This window comes from Nocardiopsis sp. NPDC101807 (assembly GCF_044766605.1).
Classification (GTDB): domain Bacteria; phylum Actinomycetota; class Actinomycetes; order Streptosporangiales; family Streptosporangiaceae; genus Nocardiopsis; species Nocardiopsis tropica.
Genome location: NZ_JBIWMK010000003.1, coordinates 523,362 through 549,704, shown reverse-complemented (window position 1 = coordinate 549,704; position 26,343 = coordinate 523,362). Strand labels below are relative to the sequence as shown.

The following is a 26,343-nucleotide window of genomic DNA, read 5'->3' as shown; positions in this document are numbered from 1 at the left end:
GGGAGCGATCCCAGCCGTTCTCCGTTGGGTCACCGACGGTAACCGCCGAGGCCCGGCGCGGATCGCGAACCTGAGGACGGCCGTTACCTCGACGAGCACCCGGGTGCGCTGCGTGAACAGGACCGGCGTCACCTGGGCATCCCCTGTGCCGGCATGTGCTCGGCAGGGCGCCTGGTGACACGCTCCTTCCTCGGCACGTGTCCGGGAGACCTTCGCTGCGGCCCCTGCGGGCGCTAGGGACTGCTCTGCCGCTTGCGCCGCGCGCGGGGGCGGAGCGCCAGTGCGAGCACGGGGCCTGCTGCCAGCAGGACCGCGAGGGCTGCGTAGCCGAAGGCGAGGGTCGAGACGGTGGCGACACCGGCGACGAGCAGGGGTCCGCCTGCGTCTCCGAGCTCGCGGCCCAGCTCGGCCGATCCCATGGTCTGGCCCATGCGCTCCTCCTGGGTGGAGGCGGCCAGGGCGGCGAAGCCGAGCGGGGTGATCAGCCCGGTACCTGCGCCGATGAGGGCGGCGGCCAGCAGGACGCCGAAGAGGCCGGGCAGCACGGCGGCCGCGAGCCCGGCGGCGGTGATGAGAAGTCCGGTGAGAAGCCCCGTGCGCGTGGTCAGGCGCCCGGCGTCGAGGGCGCGGCCGGTCTTGGGCTGGACGAGAGCGGCTGTGGCGGCCAGGACGGACACCGCGGCGCCTGTCGCCACGGGGCCGAGGCCGGCTGCGGCACCGGAGACGGGCAGGAAGCCCACGCCCACGGAGAGCGCGGCGGTGGCAGCGGCGAGGGCGGCGGTCGGGGCGAGGAAGGAGCGGTCGGTCAGGCGGCGGGCGAGGTCGGCCAGGGTCTGCCTCGCGCGGGGCAGGGGTGGTACGGCGGGCACGGCGAGAGCGGCCCACACGGCGACGGCCCCCGCGCACAGGGCCATCACCGTGAAGAGCAGGCGCAGGCCGCCCGCCCACACCAGGATGCCGCCGAGGAGGGGACCGAGGGTGTAGCCGATGGACTTGTAGAAGCCGTAGCTGCCGAACACGCTCCCGCGCTTGGCGGCCGGGTTGAGGCGGGCGACCATGGCGGAGGCCGAGGGGGAGAAGGCGGAGGCCGCGGCGCCCTGGCCGAGGCGGGCGGCCCACAGCCAGCCGGGGCTGTCGGCGATGGCGTACAACGTAGAGGCGGCGGCGAAGGCGAGGAGGCCGGCGAGGAGTACGGGCTTGCCGCCGATACGGTCGGCGAGCGATCCGAAGACGGGTTTGAGCAGGACTTCGGCGCCGTCGTACAAGGCGAGCAGCGCGCCCAGGACGAGCAGGGAGGTGACGGCGTCTTCGGAGAAGCCGCCGAGGTTGGCGGCGATGCCGTGGGCGCCGAAGGCGGTGGTGAACCCGGCCGCGTACAGAGGCCACATGGCTCGTCGGGGGGTTGCCGTGGTGGTGGGCCGGGTGGTCACGGGGTGTCCTCGGAGGTGGAGTGCAGTGCGCTGAAGACGAGTTCGGCGTAGTCCTCGCAGGCTGCGGTGCACTGCTTGAGCCGCTCGGCGGCCTCGGCCGCTTCGGGGGCGCCGAAGACGTCCCGAGCGGTCAGATCGCGGTGCCAGCGACGCAGCCGTTCCAAGCTCTGTTCCTCTTCTTCCAGTTCGGCCAGGGTGAACTTGGCGATCCGGATCTCCTTGGCGATCTCCTCCTGGAACTTGCCGCAGTCAGCGAGGAACTCCGCCCAGTCCGCCGAGCGGGCGGCGGTGAACATCTCCTGGAAACGTGCGGCGTCCTGGTCGGAGCGGCCGGAGGCCTGGAGGGTCAGGCGCTGACCGCCCGCGGTGTCGGTGAGTTCGAGGGCGCGCTGCACTCCCTCGGAGAAGACGGGTACCTCCGGTACCGCCCAGATGCCCTGGCCCAGGGAGAGGGCTCCGATCTTGCGCAGTTCCCGCCACACTGCCACGCGGTGCCGGGAGGGGGCCGCGGGCAACTTGATCACGAGAATCAGCCACCGCGTGGCCTGTTCATTGTTGGTCACGCCTGAGAATGTAGCAGGCGTTACATATCGCCTCGGTTCGCGCGGGTGCGGGCCCCGGGGGTCGCGCACCCGCGCCGATGTCCGGGAGCGATCCGAGGGCCGGGGCGGCCTCGCCGCGGGGACGCGCACGGCTCCAGACCGGCGGCGTCGGTCCGCGCCGGCCGGCCAGTCGGCGTTCCCGCACACCCGGCAGTCCGGGTGGTCGCGGATCTGCTCGCGGTGGTAGCTCGATCGTGCTCCGGAGCACTCGTAGAAGCCGGAGCCGGCCGCGGGCATCTTCACCTGGCGAGCGACGCGGCCGCCCACCTCGTCGGGGAACCCGGTCCGGCCGCGGAGGAAGCGGCCGTGGTGCGTGCAGTACGTCAGCGGCGCGAACCCGGTTTCGTCGTTGCGCGCTTCACGGCGGAGAGCGCAGGGCCCAGGCCCCTCTCATCACGGGTGCGTCCGATGATGCCTTCGGCTGCCAGCATGCCGACGACGACGAGAAAGGCGGCGGTGGGGAGGGGGCGGGCGAGCTCGTCGCGTCGGCCTTCAGGAAGGTCGCGTATCGCCTTGGCCGCGGCTGCGGCGAACTCGACTGCGGTCAGCAGGATGATCCGACCGGACCGCCGGTCGGCCCCTTCGCGTAGGGGGCGTGTCCGTCCGCGCGGGTGGGAGCCGTTCAGCGGGGTGCGGGCGCGAAAACGCCGTCGAGTCGGTGCTCGATCAGCTCCACGGCCTGCTCGGGACTGTGCTGCCCGAGCAGGACGCTGGTCTGCAGGCCGGTGGCGCCCGCGACCAGGAACGCGCTCTCGGCCTCGACGTCGGTTTCCGGCGGCACCTCGCCGGACTGTCGGCCCTGGTCGAGCAGGCCGGTCACGAGGGCCTCCAGGGCGCGCGGCGCGTCGCGGGCCGCGGCGGTCAGGGCGGGATCGGTGACGAAGGGGATGAAGTAGGCGGCGTACACCAGGTGCCGGGTGCGGCGCTCCTCGTCCAGCGGGAGCAGCTCCCACAGCACCCCGCGCACGAGCGCGCGCGTGCCGGGGGCCTCGCCCAGTTCGGCCAGGCGCTGCGCGGCCCGCTGCTCGGCGTCGGCGTTGAGGATCTCCAGCGCTCCCAGCAGCAGGCGGTCGCGGGTGCCGAAGTAGTACTGCAGCAGCCGGGCGGAGACCTCGGCCTCGGCGGCGACCTGGCGCAGGGTGACGTGTTCGAGTCCGCCCCGGGTGGCCAGGCGCCACACCGCCTGGGCGATCTGGCGGCGGCGCAGGTCGTGGTCCACCTGTCGGGGCATGGAGGTTCTCCTCGGGGTCGCGTGCGGCGGTGCATTTTCGTGGTGCGATCGTACCAAGACCGTGTTATGGTTCGATCGAACCATAAAGAGGTGCGCGTCGGAGACCCCGGTCCCGGCTTCGCGCGTGCCGGAGGGAGGGCGAACGATGGTGTACGTGGCGTGCCTGGTCGTGGGTCTGGTGATGCTGGTGCTGGGGGCGCAGGGAGGTATCCGGCTGCTGGTCGACCACGGTGAGGCCGGGATCCTCCACCAGGTGCCCGGAGGGTTCGAGGTGTGGCTCGCCTGCTACGCGGCTATGGCGGTCCTCGGTGTCGTCCTGGCCGGTTGGGGCGCGGGAAGGGCCAGGAGGTCCGGACACGTCCGGTGAGCGGTCGCCGGGGGCGAGCGCCCCCGGCTCCTCCGTCGCACGGATCGGGACGGGGGACTCGGCGGTGAAAGCGAATCGTGTCGCCAGGGGCGACCGCCCGCCGCGGTCCGAGAGAAGGCGGCAGCCCTGCGGACGAGCGCGGTCCGTGGCCTGCGCCGCTCTCGCGGCGCGGCACGGGCCCCCTGGCCCCCGACACGCAAGAGCCCCTCCGACGCGGTCGTCGGAAGGGCCCGTCCGTCTGCGGTCACCGACCGGGTCAGTGCGCTCCGCTGACCGTGCTCGAGGAACCCGCCCCGTGCTTGCCCGCGTGCGTGCAGGACTTCGAGTACCAGGACTTGCCGTCCTTCGCCTTGGAGTGCACCTCGCAGTGGTGGGCGCCCTTGGGCCCGGCCCAGCTGGACTCCGACCCGTAGTAGGCGTCGGCCATCGACACCGCAGGGGCTCCGAAGGCCAGAGCGGGAGCGATGGCGGCGACGAGTGCGAAGCGGCGCAGGGTCTTCTTCGGCATGCTGTCTGTGTCCTCTCACGGAAGGTCCGGCTCGGCGCCGGACCCGCTCAGGTCCTCCCCGGCGGCCACGTCGACGTGGCGGGGTCCCGGACCTCGTCCACGTCCCACAGTGCGGTCCGGGCACACCAACAAAGAACCCCGGCTGTTCCCGTATACGCCCAAGCCGTCCGTGGGGCGCCCGGTCGCGCGGGGACGGGAGCGCTCCTCGCGTTCGTCCGGTCGGCTGTGCCGGCGAGGCGCGGGGAGCGTCGTTTCTCCGCCCTCGCCCTCGGCGCTTCCACCGCGGCCGTGGCCGGCTCCTTCCCCGCGACCGGCCGCGCCGAGACCGGGCCCTGAGGGCCCGGAGCCGGTGCCGGCTTCCCCGGACACGAGGCGGGCTCACCCCTGGCCGTCCGGGCGTGCGCGACCCGCTGCCCCCGGTCTCAGGGCCGGTCCGCCGGGACGGGACCGCCGGTCGTGCCGGCTTCCGTCACGGCGGACCCGCCCGACCTCCGGTCACCAGGTGAGGGAGGTGGTCCACGACTCCCCGTCGGCTGCCACGTAGCAGAAGGCCTCCTGGATCCCGTAGTCCCACGATTCCTGGTTCGGGGCGATGTAGCCGACGAAGTACGTGTCCGGCATGCGCGCCGGGTCCAGGGCGCTTTCGCTCATGGGGCTGCACGTGGCGTCGATGTCGGCGATGAAGGCCGCCTCCCCGGGCCAGTCGCTCCCGGAGGGGGAGTAGGAGCCGATCACCTGGGCGTTGTGCGGTTCGTCGCAGGAGGTGAGCTCGACCTCGTAGAACTCCGTGGTCGCCGGGTCCATGAAGCAGTCGCCGGTCTCCAGCGTGCACACCGTGGCGTATCCGGGGGAGGGCTCGCACAGGTCGGCGGGGGAGGGGCCCTCGCCCCCGCCGGAGGCGGAGGGGAGCGTGCCCGGGATGGACAGGTCCGTGTCCTCCGAGGCGTAGGAGCCGGATTCCGCCTGCGCGACGATGACGGCCGCAGCCGTCCACCCGAGGCCCCACATGCCTGCGGCCAGGAGCCCGACCAGGGAGAAGACGACGCTGATCGCCTTGGCGGCCGCGAACCCGCTCCCGGCCGCCGGGACGAAGGGGGCCGGGACCCCGGCGGCCGGAGGCGTGAACGGCGGCCCCGCCGCAGAGGGCGCGGGCGCCGGTGGCGGGTACACGCCCGCGTGGGATCCCGCCTGGCCTGCGGACCAGTCCGGCGTGATCGGCGCGGCGGGGTCCGTGCCCGGGGGAGCAGGGGAGCCGGAAGGTCCTGCCCGGCCTGCGGACCAGTCCGGTGCGAACGGCGCGGCGGGGTCCGTGCCCGGGGGAGTAGGGGAGCCGGAAGGCCCCGCCTGGCTCGTGAGCCCCTCGGGTGCGCCGGGCGCCGGGTCGGCGGCGGGCCCGGACCACCCGGCCGGCTCGGCCTGAGGGGGAGCGCTGTTCGCCGCGGTTCCGGTCTCCTGGCCGGTCGGCCCCGCGGGGCCGGTCATCGATTCCCTGGACCCCGCCGCGGACGGTCCCCCGGCGGCGGACGGGCCGCCACCAGCCTGGTCGGCGCCAGGGGCCTGGGCCTGGGACGGCGACCGGAGCACCCGGGTGAGGGCCAGGAGCCCGAAGACGATGGCGAAGGGGATGGGGAGGACGAGGAAGCCCAGCAGTCCCAGGACGAGAGCAGCGATGGAGAAGCCGCTGATCCTCCGCTCGTGGACGGTGTTGTGCACCGTGTGGTGGACGTTGTGGTGCGTGTTGTTGGTGTTGTCGCCCATGTGGATCGGGCCCTGGTGGTCGCCGCCCACGCTCACGTTGTGGTGGCCGGTCACCGTGAAGGAGGACACCCGGATGTTCATCATGGCGGCCACCTCCCTGGTCAGGCCCGGGTCCTCCTGCAGGGCCTGCCTGATCCGGCCGTGGAGTTCCCCGGCCGCTCCGGGGTCCTCCGGCGCTGCGGCGAGCCTTCTGACCGCGTCCTCGACCGGGGGTGCGGCCTTCCCGCGCCTGAGCACGGCGGCCAGCACCCGCTGGCCGAGCCGGACGGTGCCGCTCGCCGCCGCGTCCTCGGTCTGTGTCAGCACCGCCTGCCCATAGGCGCTGATCGCGCCTTTCACATAGGGAAACACCTGGGAGGCGAGTGTTTCGGCATCCATCGAAGGCGCTCCTATTCGGTTTCGGCGGCAGGCGTCGCGATGACGCGAGGGGTGCCGGCCGGTGAGGGGTCACCACTATAACGACGCGGTGCGCGCGCACAAGAAGGAATGCGACAACGGTTTTCCGGGTCGGCGTCAAACGGTCGTTCTGCGGCACTCGGAGAAACCGGGGAAGTGCTCTGAACTCGTGGAATGCCCTCGGCTGCGGTGATCCCGCGCCCGTGTCCGGAAGCGGACACGGTTTTTCGATTCCGCGAGGAGTCTGTCGTTCCGGCGGCCCCCTCGTGAACCTGACGAAGGTCCTGAACAGGAACGACCGTGGGTTCGACGAGAATCGTGCGGTTATTTACGGGGGTGGAGGGGTGAAGTCCGTGCGCTTTCTGGTTTTGGGTGAAACGTCGGATTCGAGGTGCTTTGGGGTGAATGTAGAAGCTGCTGCGGGCCTGGAGGCGGCCCGGTTCCCGCTCCGAGGGGCCGGGGAGAACCGTCGGCGTGCGGGCGGTTCCCGCGTACACGGGAACCGCCCCTCACGCGGTGCGGGAGCGGACTCAGTCCCCGGCCAGGGGGTCGTAGGCCTCGCCGGTCACCGGGTTGGTGGCCAGACCCGTCGCGGGGTCGTAGTCCACGTCCATGCCCAGCTCGGGGTCGTGGTACAGCCCGGTGTCCGGGTTGCGTGGCAGCCCCACCTCGGGGTCGACCTCCCAGCCGGTGACGGGGTCCACGGTCGGAGCGGGAGCCTCGGAGGGCGGGGCCGAGGGCTCCGCCGTCGGGGCGGCGGAGGGCGCGGGCTCCTCCGCCTGCCGCTCCTCCTCCGCGTCCTCCTGCTCCACCGCCACGACGTCGCTCCTGGCCGCCTGCGACTCCGCGCCGCCCTCGGGGTCGAGCACGCCCCAGCTCACCAGCGCCAGGATGAGGATGCCCAGGCCCACGCGGTAGTACACGAACGGCATGAAGCTGTGCGTGGAGATGAAGCGCATCAGCCAGGCGATCACCACGAACCCGACCACGCCGGCGACGAGGGTGCCCACGATCGTGGCCCCCCACCCCGCGTACTCGTTCCCGCCGATGTCGGTCAGCTTGTACAGGCCGGAGCCGAACACGGCGGGCAGAGCGAGCAGGAAGGAGTACTCGGCCGCGTCCTTGCGCGTGAACCCGAGCAGCATCCCGCCGGTCACGGTGCCGCCCGACCGGGACACCCCCGGGATGAGGGAGAGGGCCTGGAAGAGGCCGAAGACCAGGCCGCGGGAGGCGGTGAGGTCCTCGATCCCCCGGTGCTTGCGCGTGTACCGGTCGACGATGCCGAGGATCACGCCGAAGACGATGAGGGTCAGCGCGATCAGGCGCAGGTCGCGGAAGACGCTGTCGATCTGCTCCTCCAGGAGCAGGCCCAGGACCACGATCGGCAGGGAGCCGAGGATGACGTACCAGCCCAGGCGTGCGTGGATGTCGCCGCGCAGCTCGCGGTCGAACAGCGACCTGGTCCAGGTGGAGAGGATGGCCCAGATCCGCTGCCGGAAGTAGATCAGGACCGCCAGTTCGGTGCCGAGCTGGCTGACGGCGGTGAAGGCGGCCCCGGGGTCGGGCCAGCCGAAGAACGCGGACATCACGCGCAGGTGTCCGCTGGAGGAGACGGGCAGGAACTCGGTCAGCCCCTGGACCAGGCCGAGGACGATGGCTTCGAAGAGGGACACGGCGGGAACTGCTCCAGGCTGCTTCGGGCGCCCCTGGGAAGGGCGGGGTGGCGGGTGAGCTGTGGGGGACGCTCCGGGAAGTCGGCCGAGGGCGCCGGGAGGCCCGCGGCGTCCGGCCCCGGTCGGATCGGCGCCGCGTCCGGCGGGGCGGGCACGGCGGCCCGCTCCCGGGAGGTCCGAGCGTACGCGGGCCCGCCACCGGTGATTCCGGCGGGTCGGCCGCGACGCAGGGCGAGGCGGCGCGGGGTGAGGCGAGGACCGCCCCGCGAGACGGTGTCCGAGGCGTCACCCAACGTCACACCCTAGCGCTGTGGGGCGGTGGCTCGCGACTCGGAAACGGGGACGGCGGCGCGGGGGCCGAACACGGCAGGGTTCTCGTCCGGAAGTGGCCAGGGTTTCCCCTCCGTGCGGGTCGCCGCCGTGAAATGCCTGTTCCGGGGGGTACGCGTCTTCCCGGCCCCGCGCCCGGCACGGGTCGGGCGCGGCGCCGTTCCCCGCCGCCGGCGTCGCTGCACGCCCCGCCCCGGGCCCGTCGCGCCCGGCGCCTGGTCGCCGTTGCCGCAGGCAGGGACGGGTTCCCGGGCGCCCGAGCGGAATGGACAGCGGTTGCCCCCCGACACCGGACCCCGTGCGGGCTCCACGGAGACGGCCCCTAGCGTGGGTGCCACGGACGGACAGCACCAGGGGAGAAGAGCCATGGACGTCGTCGTCATCGGAGCCGGCGTGGGCGGACTCGCGGCAGCCGTCGGCCTCAGGCGCAGGGGACACGACGTGCGGGTCTTCGAGCGGGGCGAGGTACTGCGCACCGGCGGAGCGGCCCTGGCGCTGTGGTCCAACGGCACCGCTGCCCTGGGCGGGTTGGGCGTCGACCCGACCGGGCTGGGGCGTCCCACCGACGTCATCGTCGGGTCCACGCACACCGGCGCCGAGCTGTACCGGATCGACCTGCGGTCCGTCTCCGCGCGCCTCGGATGGCCCAACCTGTGCCTCCCGCGCCGCGAGCTGCTGGACCGGCTGGCGTCGCTGCTCCCGGACGGCGTCGTCCGCTTCGGCCCGGCGTGCACCGGTGTGCGTCAGGACGCCGACGGCGTGACGGCGCTGTTCGAGGACGGCTCCACCGCCCGCGCCGACGTCGTGGTCGGCGCGGACGGCGTCCACTCGGCGGTCCGGACCTGCCTGCGCCCCGGCGACGCGCCCCGCCCGCGCGGCTACGCCAGCTGGCAGGGCCTGACCCCGCTGCCGGTGCCGCTGGCCGGGAGCACCACCTCGCGCTGGCTGACCGGACCCGGGGGGACCTGCGGCATCATCCCCACCGGCGGCGGTCTGGTGCAGTGGTGGTTCGACCTCCCCTGGGCCCCCGGGGACCCCGAGCCCGCCTCGCCCGCGGAGGTGCTGCGTGAGCGCTTCGGGGGATGGACCGATCCGGACGTCCGCGCGGTGCTGGCCCACGCGAGGGACGAGGACGTCACCAGCTTCCCCCACGTGCAGACCCCGGTCCCGAAGACCTGGGGCAGCGGACGGATCACCCTCCTGGGCGACGCCGTGCACGCCTTTCCCCCCTCGACCGCGCAGGGGGCGAACCAGGCGCTGGAGGACGCCCTGGTGCTGAGCGCCGCGCTGGACGGCGTCCGGGGGGCCGACGCGGCCCCGGCGCTGCGCCGGTACGAGCGGGTGCGCGGCCCCCGGGCAGCTCGGGCCTCCTGGGTGTCCGGGCACCAGCCGACCCAGCGCATGAGGGGGACGAGGCCGGTACCGCTCTCCCCGGCGGTGATGGGCGGACTGCTGGAGGGGTATCTGAAGCTGGTCAGCAACGCCCTGCGGAACGCTCCCCGAGGACCGCGGGCCCGGGTCTGACCGCGGTCCGACGTCGGGGGAGGGGAAAGGCGGGAACGGCGCCGGGCGCCGGAGGACGGTTCCGCCGCCCCCACCGCCGCCGGAGAAAAAAGAACGGACGGCGGAAACGCCGCCGATTTTCCCCGCCGGGGTTCCGGAATCCGTTGCGACCTGCGATGACAACGGATCCGGCGTGTGCGGCGAAACGCCCGGGAAGACGGCGCTTGGGCCACGATTGGCGCGGAAGCGTTCAAGAGCGGGCCGCGGTGGATAACCTCTCACCATGAGTGTGCGGCGGATTATGGGTATCGAGACCGAGTACGGGATCTCCGTGCCAGGCAACCCCGGGGCCAACGCGATGGTCACCTCCACCCAGGTGGTCAACGCCTACCTGGCCGCCTCGGCGGCCCGGGCGCGACGGGCCCGCTGGGACTTCGAGGAGGAGAACCCGCTGCGCGACGCGCGCGGCTTCGACCTCGCGCGTGAGGTCGCCGACCCCACGCAGCTCACGGACGAGGACCTGGGGCTGGCCAACGTCATCCTCACCAACGGCGCCCGCCTGTACGTGGACCACGCCCACCCCGAGTACTCCGCCCCGGAGGTCACCAACCCGCTCGACGCGGTGCTGTGGGACAAGGCCGGGGAGCGCGTGATGGCGGACGCGTCCGCGCGGGCCGGGACCACCCCGGGCATCGACCCCATCCAGCTGTACAAGAACAACACCGACAACAAGGGCGCCTCCTACGGCTGCCACGAGAACTACCTGATGAACCGGTCGACGCCGTTCGGCGACATCGTCCGGCACCTCATCCCGTTCTTCGTCTCCCGGCAGGTGGTGTGCGGCGCGGGCAAGGTCGGCATCGGCTCGGACGGCCAGGGCAGCGGGTTCCAGATCTCCCAGCGCGCCGACTTCTTCGAGGTCGAGGTGGGCCTGGAGACCACCCTCAAGCGCCCCATCATCAACACCCGGGACGAGCCGCACGCCGACCCCGACCGGTACCGGCGGCTGCACGTCATCATCGGCGACGCCAACATGAGCGAGATCTCCACCTACCTCAAGCTGGGGACGACCGCGCTGGTGCTGTCGATGATCGAGGACGGGTTCCTGAGCGTGGACCTGTCGCTGGAGACCCCGGTGGCGGACCTGAGGGCGGTCTCGCACGACCCGGGGCTCACCCACAGGGTGAAGCTGCGCGACGGCCGCAGGATGACCGCGCTGGAGCTGCAGGGCGAGTACCTGGACCAGGCGCGCAAGTACGTGGAGGACCGCTTCGGCACCGACGTCGACCCGGACACCGCCGACGTCCTGGACCGGTGGGAGTCGGTGCTGAGCAGGCTGGGCTCCGACCCGATGAGCCTGGCCGCGGAGCTGGACTGGGTCGCCAAGCTGAAGGTGCTGGAGGGGTACCGGTCGCGGGACAACCTGGAGTGGTCGCACCCGCGCCTGCAGCTGGTCGACCTCCAGTACTCGGACGTGCGCGCGGAGAAGGGCATCTACAACCGGCTGGTGGCCCGTGGCCGTATCCAGCGCCTGGTGGAGGAGTCCGAGGTGAACCGCGCGGTCACCGAGCCGCCGGAGGACACCCGGGCCTACTTCCGGGGCCGCTGCCTTGCCAAGTACGCGGACGAGGTCGCCGCGGCCTCCTGGGACTCGGTGATCTTCGACCTGCCCGGCTACGACTCCCTCCAGCGGGTCCCCACCCTGGAGCCCCGCCGGGGAACCAAGGAGCACGTGGGCGCCCTGCTGGACGCGTCGAACACCGCGGCGGACCTGGTCGCGGTGCTCACCCGCAGGCAGTGAGGCGCTGAGACGACGCCTGGGGCGGGACCGCGAGGTTCCGCCCCTCGGCCGCTGCGGCCTCCCGGTTGATCACGTGGAGATAACGCGCCGCGTCTGCGCAGGTCAGTAACTGTGAGCCCCGCGCACGCGGGGATGGACCGGCGTTCGCGACGGGGCGTCCGATCCCGCGCGGGTGAGCCCCGCGCACGCGGGGATGGACCGCCGGTGGCGCCCGCCTCGACCCACGCGCCCAGGTGAGCCCCGCGCACGCGGGGATGGACCGGAGGGCGCGCGCGACGCGCTGGACTCCCTGTTGTGAGCCCCGCGCACGCGGGGATGGACCGGGGCTTGTCCATGGCATGGTTCGTTCTCGTCGGTGAGCCCCGCGCACGCGGGGATGGACCGTTGAAGTCCTGGAAGGTCGGCATGGGGACACGGTGAGCCCCGCGCACGCGGGGATGGACCGGGACATGAGGTCGATCCCCCACATGAGCGGCAGTGAGCCCCGCGCACGCGGGGATGGACCGGTGCCGGAGGGCGCGGCGGTGGCGTTCTCGTTGTGAGCCCCGCGCACGCGGGGATGGACCGCTGGGGTTCGGCCTGGTCGGGTACGGGTGCATGTGAGCCCCGCGCACGCGGGGATGGACCGGCGGACAGAGAACCGGGGAGCAGTTCGAGGGCGTGAGCCCCGCGCACGCGGGGATGGACCGCCGGACTGCTTCTCTTGCTTCCCGGCGGCGTTGTGAGCCCCGCGCACGCGGGGATGGACCGGTCAGGATCGCGCCGCCCACCTCGTCCGCCACGTGAGCCCCGCGCACGCGGGGATGGACCAACGAGTGGGCCTCTACCGGCTCCCCGGCCTGGTGAGCCCCGCGCACGCGGGGATGGACCGTGGCGGGTCAGGTAGACCAGGCCGCCGACGGCGTGAGCCCTGCGCACGCGGGGATGGACCGTCCACGTCGTCGTCGGTGACGACCTCCTCCGTGTGAGCCCTGCGCACGCGGGGATGGACCGAAGAAGATCAGCGCGAGGATCAAGCAGACGACGTGAGCCCTGCGCACGCGGGGATGGACCGCCGTCGAGGTCGCCCCGCCCGCTGGCGCTTTCGTGAGCCCTGCGCACGCGGGGATGGACCGGCACCGGTAAGCGGAAATGCCCCCAGAGTCGGGTGAGCCCTGCGCACGCGGGGATGGACCGGCAGAGGGCACCCTCACTTTCAAGGTGTCGGGGTGAGCCCTGCGCACGCGGGGATGGACCGGTCGCCGGCCAGCACTCGGTCTCCCGCCGCAGGTGAGCCCCGCGCACGCGGGGATGGACCGTCGCAGCCGCCCGGGGCCCGGGAGGGGTTGGGTGAGCCCTGCGCACGCGGGGATGGACCGCTGATCGACGTCGCCCGGCACTACGGCATCGAGCGAGCCCCGCGCACGCGGGGATGGACCGCTGTCGGCCACCCAGGCCGGGATCTTCAAGCGGTGAGCCCCGCGCACGCGGGGATGGACCGGCATCGACCCGGAGGACCTCGCCTACGAGCTCGTGAGCCCCGCGCACGCGGGGGTGGGCTCGGCGGACGGCGGCGCAAGTGTGAGCCCGTGCACACCGGAGTTCCTTACGGGTCGGCCCTCCCGCCGTGCCTGAGGACGGTTGTCGCAGGCCAGGCGCCGACCGCTACGTCGTGAACGCTTGTGCCGGGACCCCCGCTCCCGAGGCCGCTCAGAGTCGTGTGGCAGTCCCATGTTTGCCCGCGGCAGATCGGGTAGAGAGGGGTGTAACGCACCTGCGCGCCCCGAGGACCAGGGGGTACGGCCTCTTCGGTCGTACGGTTCCGGGATGACACAGCGCGGGTGCGGGGCCGGGCGCTCATGGGGGTGCGCGCGCGGCCCGCGCCGGACCGCCGGTATCGGGGGATGCCGCAGGGTCCGGCGAGACGCGGAGGCCCCCGCGCGACGCTCGGTCGCGCGGGGGCTCTTCCCTTTTCCGGGGTGGACGGGCGCCCGAGGGCTGTTGCGCCGCCGTCCCCTCGCCGGGAGGGGTCACTCCGCCGGCTGCTGCCGGGGTGCGCTCGCGGGCCCGCTGCCCTGGGCCGCGGCCTCGCGTACGGCCTCGGCGATGGCGTGGAAGTCCTTCCTGAGGATCGCGCCGTGATTGCTGGGGACCTTCGCGCTGACCCGGATGCGGGGGTTGCGCGCGGTCACCGCGTCGAGGCTGGTGCGGATCTGTTCCTGCTCGTCGCCCTTGCTGCCGAAGGACGTCCCCGAGGCGACCACGTACCGGGTCGGGACGGCGATCGCGTCCAGCACCGGGCCCAGTTCGCCTTCCCGGGAGATCCGGCCGAGCTCGATGTTGCTGTCCGCCATCTGCTCGGCGTCCATCCGCGGGGTCAGGCCCGTCGGGCGTATCAGCGCCGTGAAGGGGCGCAACCGCTTGAACAGCTTCCGGATCCGCCGCTCCGTGGCCTCGTCGATCCAGTCGTAGGGGAAGGCGCCGTCGACCAGGACCGCGCCCAGGGCCCGGTCCGGGTTGCGGCTCGCCCAGTGCGCTCCGACGAACGCGCCGTAGGACCAGCCCACGACCAGGGCCCGCTCCACGCCCCTGGCGGCCAGGACGGCGTCGACGTCGCGGACGGCGGCCTCGAAGGAGTAGTCCGCCGACGTCCGCGACTTTCTGCCGCGGGCCCGTTCGTCGTAGGTGATGTGCCGCCATCCGGGGCCCAGGTCGGCGATGACCCGGCGCCAGTAGCCCTGGGTGGCGAACTGTCCGTTGAGGTAGACGACGGGGGTCCCGGGCCCGCCGGTGTCGGTGACGGCCAGCGCCGTGTCGTCGACCGGCACCATGCCGGTCCATGTCGCGGGGGTCGGGGAAGTGCTGTTCTTCGTCATGTCTCGCCTTGCCGTGTCGGGTGTTCCGCGGGGATGTTCGGGGGCCGGGGCGGGCCCGGTCGTGCTTTCTCAGAGACTGCGGGCGGTGATGTCGCCGACCGAGGTGGTGGCCCGGATGTCGAGTTCGGCGGCGCCGTCGTTCTTGAGGGCGTTGCTGATGCGGCCGCGGTCGGCGCCGGCGTCCAGGGAGGCCGAGACGCCGGTGGCGGCGGTGACCGAGATGTCGCCGGACCGGGTGCGCAGCACGACCGTGCCGCGTACGGCCTCGGCGATGCGGATGTCGCCCCGGGTGGTGCTGATCTCGGCGGGGCCGTTGAGCCGGCCGACCTCGACGTCACCGTCGATCGCGGTGAGGCGGACGCTCGCGGCCTCGTCGAGCTTGGTCAGCCGGTAGGAGCCCTCGAAGGCGACGTCGCCGAGGCGTCCGACACCGCGCAGCTCGGCGGCGGTGGACGTGGCCTCGACGGCCGAGCCGGCGGGCAGCTGGACGGTGACCTCCACGGACCCGGTGGAGCCGAGGAGCCGGGCGGGGGCGGGGGCCGTGACCCGCAGGACGCCGTCGGTGTAGGCGACGGTGGTCTGCTCGGCGGCCTTGGTGTCGCGGTTCTCGGAGGGGTCGGCGGGCCGGACCTCGACGGTGGTGTCGGCACGGTCCGCGGCGATGAACCGGATGCGGCCGGCGGGGACGTCCAGGACGGCGGAGATCGGGGTGGGGGTGGCGAACTTCTGCATCGTGTGCTCCCGTGCTCGTGTGTTTCTGACAGGGGAAACGCTACGTTGTCTTTCTTGTTTCGACAACATGCTTGTTGCACGAGAAATGCATTAGTGCAGGTAAATACGTTAGAACTGTTGCGGTGGTTGTCGTGATAATGCAACGCAGGTGGCGTCGTCCATTGCAATGATCGAAGGGTGAATGCTATGGGGGCCGGGGACGCCGCTCCGGTCAGCTGTGCCAGGTGCCGTCGAAGCAGGGCATGGGGTCCAGGCTCAGCGCGGTCCACAGCTCCAGCCGGGTGCGGGGGTCCTCCAGGGACCGGCCCATGACCCGCTCGGCGATGCGCAGCCGCGAGCGCAGCGTGTTGCGGTGGATCCCGAGGTCCCGTGCGGTCGCCTCGACCTGGGCGCTGTTATCCAGGTAGTGCAGCAGCGTGTGCGCCAGCTCCGTCGCGTTGCGCGCGTCGTGGTCGCGGAGCGGCCCCAGGACCGCCTGGTCGAAGACGCGTGCTCCCGTCGCGGGGACCGAGGACCGGAGCAGGGCCCACGCGTCGGCCTCGTCCACGTGCCGGTAGCCGTCGGCGGCGGCGTTGCGGGCCCGGTCCACGGCGGAGGGCAGGTCGTCCGGACGGCGCGCGCCGCACGCGCCCGCGGCGGAGGGGCCGTCCGCCTCCGAGGCCAGGGCCGCGAACAGGCGCTCCCCGGTGTGCGGCCGACCGCTCGCGGGCAGCACCGCCAGCAGCACGTCGTCCAGGGCGGCGAGACCCACCCGGTGGGCGACGTCGGTGTCGCCCAGCACGTCCACCAGCGCGTCCGCCGCACGGTCCATCAGGGCGGCCGGGTCGGAGGTCCGCAGGCACACCACCTCCCACGGGGGGACGGGCAGGGTCGGCTGGACCTGGGGGCGTCCGGTCACGACGGCGCGGAGCACGGGCGCGCGCTCGCGGTACAGCGCACGCCGGGCGTCGCGCGAGTGCAGGAGGTCCACCGCCAGCAGCGACGCCGCGTGGTTGGCGAGCATCCGCACATGGGGGGTGACCGGGAACGGGCAGTGCAGCGCCAACCAGCCCAGTGTCCGCCCGGCCGGGCCCAGCGTCTGGAGCAGGACCGTCGCCTCCCCGTCCGCCAGCAGCGTCATCCCGCGCGGGCGTCCGGCCAGCGCCGAGCGCACCGCCGCGTGCCAGGGCGGCTCCGTGTCCGGCACCGACACGCTGGTCATGCCGTTCCGGTCCAGCAGGAGGGACGCCCCGGCCGTCGACGAGGACAGCTCTCCCATCACCCCGGCGGGCCCCGAGCGCAGGGCGGCGCGCGCCATCGCGTCCTGCGCGGTCAGCAGCCGGTGCTGTTCCCGTGTCCGCTCGGCCGCGTAGTGGTCGGCGACCGTCTCCACCACCGCGATGAACGGGGTCTCGCCCTCCACGCGCAGGACCGGGAGGCCCAGGGCGTCGCCCTCCTCCAGCACCTCGGGCGGGATCTCGCGCAGCCAGACGTCGATCGCGAAGGCCAGTCCCGCGCACCCGGCCCCGTGCAGGCGGCGGACGTATTCCCGGCGCGACCGCTCGTCGGAGCCCAGCCCCAGCCCGACCGTCAGCACCAGCTCGCCGCCGCGGAGCCACCGCACCGGGTCGTGCAGCTCGGTCACGTGCGCCCAGCGGATGGACCGGTCCAGGCCGGTGCGCCCGGCCGCGGCCCGCACCTCCAGGGCGGGGTTCGCGGTGATGTCGCCGACCGTGATTGTCACGGGATCCCACCTCCGAAGGGGGTTGTGTGCACCTTGCACATTTGTAACAGCGCGTGGAGTGCGGACCGTCCCGACCCGGGCGGCGCCGGGGTGTCTACGGTCACAACAACATCCGAACCGGCTGTGGCCAGCGGCGACACCCCTCCCAGGGGTGCGGCCGGGACTCACCGAACGCGCAACGGAGCACACATGTCAGAACGGACCGCCCCCACGTCCTCGCACCCGGCGCGTGCGGCGATAGCGGCCTTCGTGGGCACCACCATCGAGTGGTTCGACTTCTACGTCTACGCCACGGCCGCCGGCCTGGTGTTCGGCACCCTGTTCTTCCCGCCCGGCACCGACCCCATGATCGGGCTGATGGCGTCCTTCGCCACCTTCTCCGTGGGCTTCTTCGCGCGCCCGCTCGGCGGGATCGTCTTCGGCCACTTCGGCGACCGGCTCGGCCGCAAGTCGGCGCTGGTCATCACGCTGCTGATGATGGGCGTGGCCACGTTCTGCGTGGGTCTCCTGCCCACCTACGAGCAGGCCGGCTTCATCGCCCCGCTGCTCCTGGTGCTGCTGCGCTTCGTGCAGGGCATCGCCGTGGGCGGGGAGTGGGGCGGCGCCGTCCTGATGGCGGTCGAGCACGCCCCCGAGAACCGCAAGACGTTCTACGGCGCCTTCGCCCAGCTCGGCAACCCCGCCGGCGCCCTGCTCGCCACCGGTTCGTTCGGGCTCATCGCCGCCTGGGACGCCGACCTGCTGTACACCTGGGGCTGGCGCCTGCCCTTCCTCGCCTCGGTCCTGCTGGTCCTGGTGGGCCTGCTGATCCGCCTGAAGGTCGAGGAGTCCCCGGTCTTCGAGGCCGTCCAGGAGAACGACGGCCGACCGGCGGAACTGCCCCTGCGCGAGGCCGTGCGCACCTCGTGGCGCCCCCTGCTGCTGGGCATCGGCGTCCTGCCCGTGGCCGTCGGCGGCTACTACATCGTCACCACGTTCCTGCAGGCCTACGGCGTCGAGGTCGGCGTCAGCGAACAGGTCATCCTCAACGGCCTGAGCCTGGCCGCGTTCGTCGAGCTGGTCGCCACCCTCGGGGTGTCCTGGCTGGGCGACCGCTTCGGCACCGTCCGGATCGTCACCATCGGCCTGGTGGGGGTCATCGTCCTGGCCCTGCCCCAGTTCCTGGTCATGGAGACCGGCAGCACCCTCCTGATCTTCGTGATGCTGTGCGTCATGCGCCTGGCCATGGCCGCCGTCTACGGCCCCATCGCCCGCGTCCTCGCCCAGATGTTCCCGCCCCGGGCCCGCTACACCAGCATCTCCATCGCCTACCAGGTCGCGGGGGCCGTCTTCGGCGGCCTGTCCCCGATCGTGTGCACGGCCCTGTTCGCCCTGACCGGCAGCATCCTGCCCGTCGTCGGCCTGCTCATGGCCATGGCCGTGGTGAGCATCGCCTGCCTGGTCAAGGCCCCCCGCCACCAGGACGACGACCTGGCCACCGCCGCCTGACGCGGCCGTCCACAGAACCGCCGCCGCGCCGCGGCGGCACCACCGCACACCCACCGCCGCCGGGCCCTTCCGGCCGGCGGCACCCACCCAGGGAGGAACCGCACCCGTGTCCGGTCTGCTCATCCACAACGCCAACGTCCTGACCATGGACGACACCAACCCGCGGGCCGAGGCCGTCGCCGTGCTCGACGGACGTGTCCGCCTCGCCGGGAGCGTCGAGGCCGCCCGGGCCGCCGCGGGTCCCGGCGCGACCGAGGTGGACGCGGGCGGGCGGACCGTCCTGCCCGGGTTCATCGACCCGCACAACCACCTGCTGTCCACCGCCGAGTCGCTGGCCGCCGTCGACGCCGGCTACCCGCGCGTGGGCAGCGCGGCCGACCTGGTCGCGGTCATCGGGGCCGAGGCCGAGCGGACCCCGCCGGGACAGTGGATCCGCGCCTTCCACATGGACGACGCCAAGTTCCCCGGGGGCCGCCCCACCCGCCGCGACCTGGACGGCGCCACCAGTGAGCACCCGGTCATCGTCTACCACGTCTCGGGCCACCAGGCGGTGGTGAACTCCGCCGCTCTGGCCTGGAGCGGCATCGGCGAGGACGTCCCCGACCCGGCGGGCGGCTCCTTCGTGCGCGACGAGGGCGGGCGCCTGACCGGGATGGTCCTGGACTCGGCCATGGAACTGCTGCTGCCCCTGGCCGTCGACATCGGCTGCCACGGCCCGAACTTCCACACCGACCTCCCGGCCGAGCAGCTGCTGGGCTGGCTCTCCGCCGCCGCCGACCCCTACCTGTCGGCCGGGGTCACCACCGTGTGCGACCCGCAGGTGTCGGCGCGCGAGCTGCGCGTCTACCGGGCCGCCCGCGCCGCCGGGACCCTGCCGCTGCGCACGTTCGGCATGCCGCTCTCCCACCAGCTGGACTCGCTCACCCACGCGGGGCTGGCGAGCCCCTTCGGCGACGACTGGCTCCGCCTGACCGGCATGAAGTTCTACTCCGACGGAACCCTCCTGGGCGGCACCGCCAAGTTCAGCGTCCCCTACGGCGAGCGGGGCGAGTTCGCGGGCAGCCTCTACCACCACCCCGACCAGCTCGTCGACCTGGTGACGCGGGCGGCGGCGGAGGGCTGGCAGGTGGCCGTCCACACCCAGGGCGACGCGGCGATGGAGAACACCCTGGCCGCCATCGCCTCGGCCGCGCGCGTGTCCGGACCGGACCCGCGCCCGCGGGTGGAGCACTGCGGCTACCCGACCCCGGAGCAGGCCAAGCGCTTCACCGACTACGGGGTCATCCCGGTCAACCAGCCCAACTTCCTGTACGACAGCGGCGGCGACTTCGTCCGCCGCCTCGGCGAGCGGGCGCACCGGCTCCAGCCGATGCGCGAGGAGATCGACCTGGGTCTGCGCCCGGTGCTGTCCAGCGACTCGTTCGTGTCCAGCCTGCGCCCGATGGACACCGTCGCCAACGCGGTGTGCCGTACCACCCGGGAGGGCGGCCCGATCGGTGTCGAGCAGGCGGTCACCCTGCACGAGGCGCTGCGCGCCCACACCCTGGACGCCGCCCACGCCCTCGGCGTGGAGGACCGCCTGGGAGCCCTGCGTCCCGGCTACCTGGCCGACCTGGTGGTCCTGGACCGCGACGTCGAGTCGCTGCCGGAGCAGCGGCTGCGCGAGGTCGACGCCTGGTTGACGGTGCTGGACGGGCGCGTCGCCCACCGCGCCTCCTGAGGCGCCCGGTCCGGTCCCGCCGCACGAGGGGCCGGGCGGGGCGGCGCCGGGCGTCCGGCGCCGCCCCGGGCACATGGGCGTCCCCGCCCGCTGACGCGGACGGGGACGGTCAGGGGTGGTGAGGAGGGTCAGCTGGTGCGGATGCTGACGCCCCACGAGTTCACCATCGGCAGGACCTCCTGGTAGAAGGTGGTGCCGCCGACGGAGCAGTTGCCGGAGCCACCGGAGGTGACGCCCTGGGCCTGCGAGCCGGAGATGAACGAGCCGCCGGAGTCGCCGGGCTCGGCGCAGACGTTGGTGCGGGTGAGCGAGTAGACGGTGCCCTGCGGGTAGCTCACCGTCTGGTTGCGGGCCTGGATGGTGCCGCAGCGCCAGCCGGTGGTGGAGCCGGAGCGGCAGATGGCGGAGCCGACGGCGGCCTGGCTGGTGCCGGTGACGCTCTGGTAGCCGCCGGTGTTGTAGCGGGAGACCAGGTTGGTCAGGGTGAAGTTGGTGATGCCCCGCACGAACGCGGCGTCGTTGCCGGGGAAGACCGAGTTCTGGAAGGTGCCGCTGCCGTTGCCGATGGTCACCGCGGTGCCGACGCGGCCGCAGTGGCCGGCGGTGACGAAGCCGGGCTGTCCGGCGCTGTTGGTGGCGGCGAAGCCGACCGAGCAGCGTCCGCCCATGGTGTAGGCGAGGCCGCCGATGATGTCGGCGTAGGTCTCGGGGGTCTCGCCGGTCTCCTGGACCTGGACGGCGGAGGCGTCCACGCCCGCCTCGGCGAGCAGGGCGTCGATGTCGGCGCCGGAGCCCTCCAGGACCTCGACCACGACGGTGTCGCTCGTGACGTCCGGGTACCAGCCCACGACGCCCTCCGGGACGTCGGCCGCGTTGAGGTCGTCCACGACCTCGGCCAGGCCCTCGGTGCCGTAGGAGACGACGCTCGCCTCGGCGCCGGTCGCCTCGACGGCCTCGACCGCCGCGGCGTCGGTCACCAGGACGGTGAGGGTGTGGGTGTCGATGTCGAAGGTGGAACCGCCGTAGGCGGAGCCGGCTGCCTCGGTGGCCTCTGCGTCGATCTCCAGGGCGGCCTCCTGGGCCTCCAGGAGGGACTCGGCCTCGGACTGGGTGAGGTCGAGGTCGCGCTCGAGGGCCTCGAACATGCTGGCGGCGTTGTCGTCGGCGGAGGGGCCCTGGGGGAGGGGGGCGGTCGCCGCGAGGGCTCCCGGCGCCAGGGACAGAGCCAGGCCGAAGGCCAGGGCTCCCGTGCCGATGGCGGAGATGACGGGGGAGGGTCGCATGGGTGTCTACTCTCCAAGGGGGGATCTGAGGGGGATTCGGAGTTTCCGCGCCGGTAGGGACGGAAAACCGCATTTCCAAAGGCCGGAGTTGTTCCGGCGTCCGGAATTCACCGAGACATCCGGTAAACGATCCCCAACATAAATGGACACTTTGGTGAGGGAAAGACCCGCTCTGTGTTGATCTATTCAGACGTACGAAGGATCGTCCGATGACCCTCTGTTCCGTCATGGCTACGCGTAGCCGCCCGGTGTGCGACCTTGCGGTTTCTGCAGTCGGACGCTCACGGATCGAAGCGGCGGCCTGGGGGCAAGGGGTGTTCCGTGGCCGGATGCGGACATCGGTACCCGGTACCTTTCGTGACGGCCCGGCTACCTGGATGTAACACCAGAGGTCACAGAGGTGCCAAAGGGGCTCCGCGGACGGTTCGCGGCGCGGCCCCGGGCACGGGCCTCTGGCCGGATGCGGACGTGTGGGCGGCCTGCGCCCCTTCGGGACGCCGACCGCCCACGGGGAGGCGCTCAGGAGGTGACCAGGTTCAGACCCCACATGGCGAGGAGCGGGTTGACGTCCTGGAAGAAGGTGGTGCCGCCCGAGACGCAGCTGCCGGAGCCGCCGGAGGTCACGCCCTGGGCCTGCGAGCCCGCGAGGAAGGGGGAGCCGGAACCCCCGGGGCCCGAGCACGCGGTGGTGCGGGTCAGGCCGTAGACCGTGCCCTGCGGGTAGTTGACCGTCTGGTTGCGGGCCTGGATCCGGCCGCACCGCCAGCCGCTGTAGGGGTTGGACACGCACACGGCCGACCCGATCGGCGCGGACTGGGAGCCGTTGACCTCGATGAACCCCCCGCCCTGGTCGGTGACCAGGTTGGTGAGGGTCCACCCGGGCCCCACGCGGACGAACGCGCCGTCGGAGACGGGGAACTGCGAGTGCTGGAAGGTTCCCGTCGCTCCGGCGGGGATGCTCTGCACCGGGGTGCCGACGGCGCCGCAGTGCCCCGCCGTCAGGAAGCCCGGCACCCCCGCGGCGGTGGCGGCGAAGCCGATGGTGCACGCACCTCCGCCGGTGCCGAACAGGCGACCGCCGACGACCTCGGCGTAGGGCACGGCCTGCTCCGCGCCCTCACGTATCCGCACGGCCGCGGGGTCCACGCCGGCGTCCTCGACGAGGGCGTCGGCCTCCCGCGAGGCCCCGTCCACGGTCTCGACGACCACGGCGCCCTCGGACGGGTCCGGGTACCAGCCGACGACCCCCGCGCCGGGGTCGGCCGCGTCGAGGTCCGCCATGACCGCGGCCAGCTCGTCGGCGGAGCGCGGGACGACCTCGACCCGCGCTCCGGTCCTTCTCACCTCCTCGGCGGCGGAGGGGGTGTCGACCAGGACGGTCAGGCGGAGCGTGCTCGTGTCGAAGACGGAGCCCGCGTAGGCGGAGCCGGCCGCCTCGGCGGCCTCCGCGTCCGCACGGGCCGCCTCCTCCTGCGCTCCGAGCAGGTCCCGGGCGTCCGCCCGGCTCAGGCCGAGTTCCGCGGCGAGGGCCCCGACCTGGTCGGCGGAGGCGCCGGAGCGGGCGTCCTCCGGGGCGGCGGGGAGGGCGGCGGCCCACGAGGGCGCGGGCGCGGCGGCGAGGGCGGTGGTCAGGGCGAGGGAGAGGAGGGCGCCGGCGGTTCGCGGCGCGGGGGTGGGGGAGGTGCGCATGGTCGTCCGTTCTCCTGGGGGAGGGGCTTCCAGGAGAACCCGGAAGTCCGCACGGCGCCAGAGGTCCTCCGCCCCTGTGGACGACGGAGACGGCAGGCGTCCCCGCCCGCGGGTGCGGACGGGGACGCGCTGCGGTCGACCGGCCGGCCCGGTCGGCGGCCGGGGTCAGCCGGTCACCAGGCTGAGCCCCCACGAGCTCAGCAGCGGTCCGACCTCCTGGTAGTAGGTCGTACCGCCGGAGGTGCAGTCGCCGGAGCCGCCGGAGGTGACGCCCTGGGCCTGCGATCCGGAGATGAACGAGCCTCCGGAGTCGCCGGGCTCGGCGCACACGTCGGTCCGGGTCAGGTCCTCGACCGTGCCCTCGGGGTAGCTCACCGTCTGGCCGCGGGCCTCGATGGTGCCGCAGTGCCAGCCGGTGGTCGAGCCGGAGCGGCACACGGCCGAACCGATCGGCGCCTGGGTGGAGCCGGAGACGGTCGAGGAGCTGCCCTCGACCCGGTTGGTCCCGGTCCAGTCGGACGTGGCGGCGACGTAGGCGCCGTCGCTGCCGGGGAAGACGGACTCCTCGAACACACCGGAGCCGGTGCCGTCGGAGCTCTCGGCGGTGGTGCCGACGGTGCCGCAGTGGCCCGCCGTCACGAAGCCGCCCTGCACGGCGAAGCCGATGGAACAGCGTCCGCCGCCGCCCATGTGGTAGGCCTCGCCGCCGACGATCTCGGCCAGCAGCCTGGGCGCCTCGACGGTCTCCTGCACCTCGAAGGCGGAGGCGTCCACCCCGGAGGCCTCGATGAGGCCGTCGGCGCTCGCGCCCTCGGTGACCTGGATGACGACGGTGTCGCGCTCCACGTCCGGGTACCAGCCGACGACGCCCTCGGGCGCGCCGACCGCGTCGAGTTCGTCCACGACCTGGGCCAGGCCCTCGGTGCCGTACGAGACCACGGTGGCCTCGGCGCCGGCGGCCTCGACCGCGTCGACGGCGGCGGCGTCGGTCACCAGGACGGTGAGCTCCTGTGTCTCGGGGTCGAACAGGGAGCCGCCGTAGGCGTCTCCTGCGGCCTCGGTGGCCTCGGTGTCGGTCGCGAAGGCGGATTCCTGGGCCTCGAGAAGCGCTTCGGCCCCGAACGGGGTGAGGCCGAGGTCCCTCTCGAGGGCTTCCAGCATGGTCGCGGACCCGCCGCTGGCGGGCTCGGCGGGGACGGCCGCCGCGGTCGCGCCCGGCGTCACGGAGAACGCCAGGCCGAACGCGAGTGCGCCGGTGCCGATCGCGGAGATAACGGGGGAGGGTCGCATAGATCCCTACTCTCCTCGGGGAATTCTGACGGGGGTTCGGGGCCCGACACCCGCCGGCGAGGGCGTCGGACCCCGGACCGGAGCCCGTGATGGGACGAGAACTCCGGCCGGTTCGCCGTGTGTCCTGGGGTTCAAGACACTCGGTCAACGTTCATCCACGTTAAGTGCACATCTTGGGCAACGAAAGGACCGAGAACCTGGTATTTCATTCACATGGCGAAAGGATCATGTGATGATCCGATGCTTTTGCTCCGATCACGCACAGTGACGACATGGCTGACCTTGTAGTTTCCTACTGTGATCATTTTCGGATCACATATCAGGTCTGAGCGCAAGGGGTGTTGCGTGGCCAGATCCGGCCACTGGAACTGAATGCCATCTGTGATGGTTCGGACACGGATATGTAACTGCAAAGGTCAGAGCGGTAACTCCTGGGTAACTTTGTTTGTCTTGCGAACAGTCGTGCGTTTTCCGAACAAGCTCGCGATGTAACTCGTCCGGCCGTGAGGCGCGGACCCGGTGCCGGCCGGCCCGGGGGCGGCTCCGGGAGACACGCCCGGTGCGCAACGGGCGCCCGCGCGGGCCACGCCGCGCGCACATCGGACGATCCGAGGTAACTAGCGGGTATCGGGCCCCGGGAAGGGGGTTGAGTCGCGCGGTGTTGGGCCAAGATAAGGGCGAGAGCCCCGAACGGGAGCCCGAACGGGAGGGAAGACGCCATGGCGACGAAGGACACGGGCGGTCAGAAGCACGCCTCGCGCCGCGACGAGGAGGTCGAGGAGACCGAGGCGGCGGCGGACGTCCAGGAACGCAAGGACCAGCTCGACGAGGACGTCGACGACATCCTCGACGAGATCGACGACGTGCTGGAGAGCAACGCCGAGGACTTCGTCCGGCAGTTCGTGCAGAAGGGCGGCGAGTAGCCGCTCCGCGGCGGTTCGCTGACAGCGCACCCGGGCGCCCCCGGCACCGCCGTGCGCCCGACTAGGGTCAGTCTCATCGGCCGGAGCACTGCCCGGCCGCCGAAAACAAGGACAACAGGCGCCCCACCCGCCCCCACGTCGGGGTGGGGCGCGAGTGGAGGGAGTCGCGTGTTCGAAGGGTTCGAGGGCGGACGGTTGCCGGCCGCTTTCATGAGTGCGGGAACCTCGTCCTTCACCGAGTTTCTCAGTTCGGTCAGCCCCGAGATGCTGCCCGGGCACAAGCTCCCGGCCGGAGGTGGGACGGAGCACCTGACGCCCGACGCGACGACCATCGTCGCCCTGACCTTCCCCGGGGGGGTCCTGCTGGCGGGCGACCGCCGGGCCACCCAGGGCAACGTCATCGCCAACCGCGACATGGAGAAGGTCTTCCGGACCGACGAGTACTCCGCGGTGGCCATCGCGGGCTCCGCCGGGATCGGTATCGAACTCGCCCGCCTCTACCAGGTCGAGCTGGAGCACTACGAGAAGATGGAGGGCCGCTCGCTCTCCCTCGAGGGCAAGGCCAACAAGCTCGCCCAGATGGTCCGGGGCAACCTCGGCATGGCGATGCAGGGCTTCGTCGTCGTCCCGATCCTCGTCGGGTTCGACGAGAACACCGGGGTGGGGCGGGTCTTCAGCTACGACGCCGTCGGCGGACGCTACGAGGAGCAGCGCTACCACTCCATCGGATCCGGGTCGGTCTTCGCCAGGGGCTCCATCAAGAAGCTGTACCGCGACGACCTCGACGAGACCGGCGCCGCCAAGGTGGCGCTCCAGTCCCTCTACGACGCCGCCGACGACGACTCCGCCACGGGCGGACCCGACCTGCACCGCAAGATCTTCCCCCTCGTCGACGTCATCACCGAGGACGGCCACCGCCGACTGCCCGTCGAGGTCGTCGCCCGCCTGGCCACGGAGGTGGTCGAGGGGCGCGCCGAGCACCCCGACGGCCCCACCGCCGAGCTGGGCTGATCCGGCGCCCGTCCCCACCCCAGACTTCTC

General features: G+C 72.8%; 19 protein-coding genes and 1 CRISPR repeat array. Of the genes, 7 read left to right on the top strand and 12 right to left on the bottom strand.

The window, feature by feature from the left end:
• Positions 1-233: 233 nt before the first annotated feature.
• From ACIRPH_RS11800 to ACIRPH_RS11790, 3 genes are all read right to left on the bottom strand, one after another.
• Positions 234-1,430 carry an MFS transporter gene (locus tag ACIRPH_RS11800; RefSeq protein ID WP_402912794.1) on the bottom strand — a complete coding sequence of 399 codons (1,197 nt, stop codon included), beginning with the start codon at positions 1,428-1,430 and terminating at the stop codon, positions 234-236.
• Positions 1,427-1,993, bottom strand: coding sequence for a Chromate resistance protein ChrB (locus ACIRPH_RS11795; RefSeq protein ID WP_402912791.1), 567 nt, complete (start codon positions 1,991-1,993; stop codon positions 1,427-1,429). The genes ACIRPH_RS11800 and ACIRPH_RS11795 overlap by 4 nt, the downstream gene beginning before the upstream one ends.
• Positions 1,994-2,654: 661 nt before the next feature.
• A complete protein-coding gene (locus tag ACIRPH_RS11790; protein WP_402912788.1) occupies positions 2,655-3,263 on the bottom strand; it encodes a TetR/AcrR family transcriptional regulator in 609 nt (202 codons plus the stop codon).
• Between the two features lie 145 nt (positions 3,264-3,408).
• On the opposite strand from ACIRPH_RS11790, the gene ACIRPH_RS11785 reads away from it, so the two are divergent.
• On the top strand, positions 3,409-3,630 hold the full coding sequence (locus ACIRPH_RS11785) for a hypothetical protein (RefSeq protein WP_402912786.1): 222 nt from the start codon (positions 3,409-3,411) through the stop codon (positions 3,628-3,630).
• 256 nt (positions 3,631-3,886) lie between these two features.
• Here ACIRPH_RS11785 and ACIRPH_RS11780 read toward each other — a convergent pair whose 3' ends face one another.
• The 3 genes from ACIRPH_RS11780 to ACIRPH_RS11770 all read right to left on the bottom strand — a co-directional run bounded on the left by ACIRPH_RS11780 (position 3,887) and on the right by ACIRPH_RS11770 (position 7,965).
• Positions 3,887-4,138 (bottom strand): hypothetical protein, encoded by a 252-nt coding sequence (locus ACIRPH_RS11780; protein ID WP_402912784.1) that lies wholly within the window; start codon positions 4,136-4,138, stop codon positions 3,887-3,889.
• Positions 4,139-4,633: 495 nt separating this feature from the next.
• Positions 4,634-6,274, bottom strand: coding sequence for a septum formation family protein (locus tag ACIRPH_RS11775; protein ID WP_402912781.1), 1,641 nt, complete (start codon positions 6,272-6,274; stop codon positions 4,634-4,636).
• A 548-nt stretch (positions 6,275-6,822) separates the two neighbouring features.
• On the bottom strand, positions 6,823-7,965 hold the full coding sequence (locus tag ACIRPH_RS11770; RefSeq protein ID WP_402912779.1) for an undecaprenyl-diphosphate phosphatase: 1,143 nt from the start codon (positions 7,963-7,965) through the stop codon (positions 6,823-6,825).
• Positions 7,966-8,661: 696 nt separating this feature from the next.
• Here ACIRPH_RS11770 and ACIRPH_RS11765 point away from each other — a divergent pair.
• Both ACIRPH_RS11765 and dop read left to right on the top strand, forming a co-directional pair.
• Positions 8,662-9,819 carry an FAD-dependent oxidoreductase gene (locus ACIRPH_RS11765; protein WP_402912777.1) on the top strand — a complete coding sequence of 386 codons (1,158 nt, stop codon included), beginning with the start codon at positions 8,662-8,664 and terminating at the stop codon, positions 9,817-9,819.
• 262 nt (positions 9,820-10,081) lie between these two features.
• A complete protein-coding gene (gene dop / locus ACIRPH_RS11760; RefSeq protein WP_402912775.1) occupies positions 10,082-11,599 on the top strand; it encodes a depupylase/deamidase Dop in 1,518 nt (505 codons plus the stop codon).
• Positions 11,600-11,710: 111 nt separating this feature from the next.
• Positions 11,711-13,140: a CRISPR direct-repeat array (repeat unit 20 nt; unit sequence GCGCACGCGGGGATGGACCG).
• Positions 13,141-13,608: 468 nt separating this feature from the next.
• Here dop and ACIRPH_RS11755 read toward each other — a convergent pair.
• The 3 genes from ACIRPH_RS11755 to ACIRPH_RS11745 form a co-directional block, all read right to left on the bottom strand.
• Complete coding sequence (locus ACIRPH_RS11755; protein WP_402912772.1) at positions 13,609-14,454, bottom strand: alpha/beta fold hydrolase; 846 nt, start codon at positions 14,452-14,454, stop codon at positions 13,609-13,611.
• 69 nt (positions 14,455-14,523) lie between these two features.
• The gene (locus ACIRPH_RS11750; protein ID WP_402912770.1) at positions 14,524-15,186 is read right to left on the bottom strand and encodes a DUF4097 family beta strand repeat-containing protein; all 663 of its coding nucleotides are present in this window, start codon (positions 15,184-15,186) and stop codon (positions 14,524-14,526) included.
• Between the two features lie 211 nt (positions 15,187-15,397).
• Positions 15,398-16,909: a PucR family transcriptional regulator gene (locus tag ACIRPH_RS11745; protein WP_402912767.1), complete on the bottom strand. Its 1,512-nt coding sequence runs from the start codon at positions 16,907-16,909 to the stop codon at positions 15,398-15,400.
• A 189-nt stretch (positions 16,910-17,098) separates the two neighbouring features.
• Here ACIRPH_RS11745 and ACIRPH_RS11740 point away from each other — a divergent pair, with 189 nt between their 5' ends.
• Both ACIRPH_RS11740 and ACIRPH_RS11735 read left to right on the top strand, forming a co-directional pair.
• Complete coding sequence (locus ACIRPH_RS11740) at positions 17,099-18,397, top strand: MFS transporter (protein ID WP_402912765.1); 1,299 nt, start codon at positions 17,099-17,101, stop codon at positions 18,395-18,397.
• Positions 18,398-18,503: 106 nt separating this feature from the next.
• Complete coding sequence (locus ACIRPH_RS11735; protein ID WP_402912763.1) at positions 18,504-20,117, top strand: amidohydrolase; 1,614 nt, start codon at positions 18,504-18,506, stop codon at positions 20,115-20,117.
• A gap of 128 nt (positions 20,118-20,245) precedes the next feature.
• Here the strand turns inward: ACIRPH_RS11735 and ACIRPH_RS11730 are convergent, their stop codons facing one another.
• The 3 genes from ACIRPH_RS11730 to ACIRPH_RS11720 all read right to left on the bottom strand — a co-directional run bounded on the left by ACIRPH_RS11730 (position 20,246) and on the right by ACIRPH_RS11720 (position 24,379).
• Positions 20,246-21,400, bottom strand: a complete 1,155-nt coding sequence (locus ACIRPH_RS11730; RefSeq protein ID WP_402912760.1) for a S1 family peptidase — start codon at positions 21,398-21,400, stop codon at positions 20,246-20,248.
• A gap of 519 nt (positions 21,401-21,919) precedes the next feature.
• Complete coding sequence (locus ACIRPH_RS11725; RefSeq protein WP_402912757.1) at positions 21,920-23,089, bottom strand: S1 family peptidase; 1,170 nt, start codon at positions 23,087-23,089, stop codon at positions 21,920-21,922.
• A 165-nt stretch (positions 23,090-23,254) separates the two neighbouring features.
• Complete coding sequence (locus ACIRPH_RS11720; protein WP_402912754.1) at positions 23,255-24,379, bottom strand: S1 family peptidase; 1,125 nt, start codon at positions 24,377-24,379, stop codon at positions 23,255-23,257.
• Positions 24,380-25,098: 719 nt separating this feature from the next.
• Between ACIRPH_RS11720 and ACIRPH_RS11715 the strand changes: the two genes are divergently transcribed.
• Positions 25,099-25,302: a ubiquitin-like protein Pup gene (locus ACIRPH_RS11715; RefSeq protein WP_267945320.1), complete on the top strand. Its 204-nt coding sequence runs from the start codon at positions 25,099-25,101 to the stop codon at positions 25,300-25,302.
• Positions 25,303-25,470: 168 nt separating this feature from the next.
• Positions 25,471-26,313 carry a proteasome subunit beta gene (gene prcB / locus ACIRPH_RS11710; protein ID WP_402912751.1) on the top strand — a complete coding sequence of 281 codons (843 nt, stop codon included), beginning with the start codon at positions 25,471-25,473 and terminating at the stop codon, positions 26,311-26,313.
• Positions 26,314-26,343 lie beyond the last annotated feature (30 nt).

What these genes read in the sequence shown, in the direction of transcription:
- ACIRPH_RS11790 (WP_402912788.1), bottom strand. Translation starts at nt 3,263, where the DNA reads ATGCCCCGACAGGTGGACCACGACCTGCGCCGCCGCCAGATCGCCCAG.
- ACIRPH_RS11785 (WP_402912786.1), top strand. Translation starts at nt 3,409, where the DNA reads ATGGTGTACGTGGCGTGCCTGGTCGTGGGTCTGGTGATGCTGGTGCTG.
- ACIRPH_RS11780 (WP_402912784.1), bottom strand. Translation starts at nt 4,138, where the DNA reads ATGCCGAAGAAGACCCTGCGCCGCTTCGCACTCGTCGCCGCCATCGCT.
- ACIRPH_RS11775 (WP_402912781.1), bottom strand. Translation starts at nt 6,274, where the DNA reads ATGGATGCCGAAACACTCGCCTCCCAGGTGTTTCCCTATGTGAAAGGC.
- ACIRPH_RS11765 (WP_402912777.1), top strand. Translation starts at nt 8,662, where the DNA reads ATGGACGTCGTCGTCATCGGAGCCGGCGTGGGCGGACTCGCGGCAGCC.
- dop (WP_402912775.1), top strand. Translation starts at nt 10,082, where the DNA reads ATGAGTGTGCGGCGGATTATGGGTATCGAGACCGAGTACGGGATCTCC.
- ACIRPH_RS11755 (WP_402912772.1), bottom strand. Translation starts at nt 14,454, where the DNA reads ATGACGAAGAACAGCACTTCCCCGACCCCCGCGACATGGACCGGCATG.
- ACIRPH_RS11750 (WP_402912770.1), bottom strand. Translation starts at nt 15,186, where the DNA reads ATGCAGAAGTTCGCCACCCCCACCCCGATCTCCGCCGTCCTGGACGTC.
- ACIRPH_RS11740 (WP_402912765.1), top strand. Translation starts at nt 17,099, where the DNA reads ATGTCAGAACGGACCGCCCCCACGTCCTCGCACCCGGCGCGTGCGGCG.
- ACIRPH_RS11730 (WP_402912760.1), bottom strand. Translation starts at nt 21,400, where the DNA reads ATGCGACCCTCCCCCGTCATCTCCGCCATCGGCACGGGAGCCCTGGCC.
- ACIRPH_RS11725 (WP_402912757.1), bottom strand. Translation starts at nt 23,089, where the DNA reads ATGCGCACCTCCCCCACCCCCGCGCCGCGAACCGCCGGCGCCCTCCTC.
- ACIRPH_RS11720 (WP_402912754.1), bottom strand. Translation starts at nt 24,379, where the DNA reads ATGCGACCCTCCCCCGTTATCTCCGCGATCGGCACCGGCGCACTCGCG.
- ACIRPH_RS11715 (WP_267945320.1), top strand. Translation starts at nt 25,099, where the DNA reads ATGGCGACGAAGGACACGGGCGGTCAGAAGCACGCCTCGCGCCGCGAC.